At 65.0% G+C, this 2,227-nt stretch carries 5 protein-coding genes; 2 read left to right on the top strand and 3 right to left on the bottom strand.

Features of this window, described 5'->3' with window-relative positions:
- Nucleotides 1-66: 66 nt before the first annotated feature.
- Nucleotides 67-201, bottom strand: a complete 135-nt coding sequence (locus DBR22_RS24325; protein WP_258229044.1) for a hypothetical protein — start codon at nucleotides 199-201, stop codon at nucleotides 67-69.
- Nucleotides 202-308: 107 nt separating this feature from the next.
- Here DBR22_RS24325 and DBR22_RS04805 point away from each other — a divergent pair, with 107 nt between their 5' ends.
- The gene (locus DBR22_RS04805) at nucleotides 309-533 is read left to right on the top strand and encodes a hypothetical protein (protein WP_108598032.1); all 225 of its coding nucleotides are present in this window, start codon (nucleotides 309-311) and stop codon (nucleotides 531-533) included.
- Entirely contained in the window at nucleotides 530-652 is a 123-nt protein-coding gene (locus DBR22_RS24320) for a hypothetical protein (RefSeq protein WP_258229043.1), read from the top strand. The genes DBR22_RS04805 and DBR22_RS24320 overlap by 4 nt, the downstream gene beginning before the upstream one ends.
- Before the next feature lie 77 nt (nucleotides 653-729).
- On the opposite strand, the gene DBR22_RS23700 is transcribed toward DBR22_RS24320, so the two are convergent.
- Both DBR22_RS23700 and DBR22_RS04800 read right to left on the bottom strand, forming a co-directional pair.
- Entirely contained in the window at nucleotides 730-882 is a 153-nt protein-coding gene (locus DBR22_RS23700) for a hypothetical protein (RefSeq protein ID WP_174182301.1), read from the bottom strand.
- A 200-nt stretch (nucleotides 883-1,082) separates the two neighbouring features.
- Nucleotides 1,083-2,108 (bottom strand): DUF4192 domain-containing protein, encoded by a 1,026-nt coding sequence (locus tag DBR22_RS04800; protein WP_108598031.1) that lies wholly within the window; start codon nucleotides 2,106-2,108, stop codon nucleotides 1,083-1,085.
- Nucleotides 2,109-2,227: the final 119 nt, after the last annotated feature.

The raw sequence follows: 2,227 nt of genomic DNA, 5'->3' as shown, positions 1-2,227 counted from the left end.
CGACGGCGCGCCCTGGACCCAACAGCCGGCCGCGCCAGCGGACGCCCGTTTTTGATCTTTGGTCCCTTAGGCTTGGGCCATGAACAACACCAGAAGAGCAACGCTCATTTGGTCGCTGGGGGCAGTTGTTTTCTCTCTCATCGGCGTATACATCGCACTGAATTCCAACGGAGCTTGGTACTCCATCGTTTCGGCGGTCATCCTCCTCCTTGCGGGTGCCGCCTTCGCTGCGCGGGCCGTTTTATCCCTGCGCGCGACTGGCGCGTAGTCCAACCTAGACACCGGCCGCAGAAGTACATCGGGAACTGATGGCAGCTAAACAAACCGCCGCTGACGGTGGCCGGCGGCCGTCCCGGAGGTCCCTGAAGATCCTGACTGTCGTGTTCACTGTTGCCGCGGTCGGGTCGATGGTGTTGGTGGCTGCGGACCTATTAGTTGGCCGGCCTGCTGCCGGCGACCTCTTTATCGCCTTCCTCAACAGTCTCGCGGCAGTGGCATTATTGCGGCTCAGTTCTGCAGGGGAGCGCGCATGACGAAGCTTTCCTCGGCAAAAGAAAATCTATGGGTGCAGCGTCAGCGCTGCATCGCCAAAACGGAAAATCGCTTCGACAGCCCGGGCGAAGCGAGGCCCTTCTCAGGGTTAAAGGGCTAAGGCCGGCCCTTTGGGGCCGGCCTTAGTTTTCCCTCAGCAAAAGGAAACTTGTGCTGCAGCGTCATCGCTGCAGAAACTTACAGATCCAGCGGGGATTTCTCCCAGGAGATATCAACGATGGGGGCACCTGGCTGCGGCATCGTCAACATCGAGAGCTCGAGAACGTCCTGGGCATGGGTGGCATCGGCAGGTGCTGCGTCATCGTCCGTGAGGATGTACTCGTGGCTCATCTGCTGCTCCCAGGCTCTTGGTGAGTGGTGTTCCTTTTCCACTGTAGCCCGGCTTCCACTGTAGCCCGGCGGCCGGCCCTTGCCCGCTTGTGGTGCTGCGCCCGCGGCAGCGTAACCGGCGGCCGGAGGAGCGCACGCGGGGGAGGCCGCCACCGCACCCAAGGGGCCGGACCGCTCCCCCGGCCCGGCCCCCTACTCGTCTAGCGGTGCCGCTTGTAGGCGGTTGCCTGGTTCTTCGCGACCGGGGCGATGGTTCCCCGGCTCACCAGCTGCTCCATCAGTTCCGCCAGCCGGTAACCGGGCGTATCAGCCAGAGCCAGCTTGAAGTGATCCGCCGCCACGGAAGACTGACCTTTCAGGTACGCCAGCCAGCCGATCAACGTCAGCAGGGGCGCCCGGTAGCCCTCCGGCGCGGCATCGATGAGCTCCCGGGCGGTTTCCTGCGCCCGGTCGACCCGGTCCCAGTCCGGGGCGATCCCCTCACCCATGAGCAGATTCCCGCTTCCCTCGGCGTCCGGCAGCTCCGGGTCGATCACGTTGCAGAGCAACGTGTCGCGCAGGTCCGGGCGCTGGAAGCATGCCAGCAGCTCCACCGCTGTCTCCGGATCCATCCAGCCGTCCCGGGTCAGGGCCTCGGCCCACAGTTCCCGGCCCGGACGCAGCTCCGCGCCGAGCACTCCCGGCAGGGCGTGGCGGATCTGCTCCTCCCTGTCTGCCGGGCCTGCGAACGGTGCATAGCTGGTGCCGGGCGTCTTTTGGTAGCTGCTGCCACGGAACACCAGTTCCGCGTTCAGCTGCCCGTCGGTAATGGATTCCAGCGATTCGGACGGGCAGCACCCGGCGTCGCTGTCGCACAGCAGGTTTTGCCAGTGCGACGGGGTGACCAGCCACGCGTCCTGCAGCGGGGTACCTGCACCCTCCAGCGTCTCAATGACAGCCTCGACGTGATCGTGGAAGGGCCGGGTCTGGCCGGGTGCGGGAGTGCTGGCAGTGTAAATGGCCAGCAGCACCGCCGTGGCCTGAGTGTCCAGTGCGAGGTAGTCCGCCATGGAGCGGGCGAAACCGGCGGGTTCGGCGAACGCCGGGGCGTCGACGCGGAGTGTCGCGCCCAGCGTCTTGCCGCGCATGGTCAGGAACACGAAGGATTCCCGCGGCACGAACCCAAGGGAATGCGGGATGAAACCAAGGATGTCGGCGGGGCTGGAGATGCGGATTGCGTCGTTCATGGTTTTTCGTCCTTTGCTGAGGATTAGGTGGGTGGGGCGACCAAAGGTGACCGGCCAGCGTCCCCTTTCCCCCCCGTTGTTTTGGCTGCTGGCGAAGCTTGCGGAGCTGTGGCCGACGG

Source organism: Arthrobacter sp. HMWF013, from assembly GCF_003061105.1.
Classification (GTDB): Bacteria; Actinomycetota; Actinomycetes; order Actinomycetales; family Micrococcaceae; genus Arthrobacter.
The sequence above is the reverse complement of the archived record's forward strand: the minus strand, read 5'-3'. Positions and strand labels throughout refer to the sequence as shown.

Coding starts and splice junctions, on each gene's coding strand:
- DBR22_RS24325 (WP_258229044.1), bottom strand. CDS start 201: ATGACCGCCGAAACGATGGAGTACCAAGCTCCGTTGGAATTCAGTGCG.
- DBR22_RS24320 (WP_258229043.1), top strand. CDS start 530: ATGACGAAGCTTTCCTCGGCAAAAGAAAATCTATGGGTGCAGCGTCAG.
- DBR22_RS04805 (WP_108598032.1), top strand. CDS start 309: ATGGCAGCTAAACAAACCGCCGCTGACGGTGGCCGGCGGCCGTCCCGG.
- DBR22_RS04800 (WP_108598031.1), bottom strand. CDS start 2,108: ATGAACGACGCAATCCGCATCTCCAGCCCCGCCGACATCCTTGGTTTC.
- DBR22_RS23700 (WP_174182301.1), bottom strand. CDS start 882: ATGAGCCACGAGTACATCCTCACGGACGATGACGCAGCACCTGCCGAT.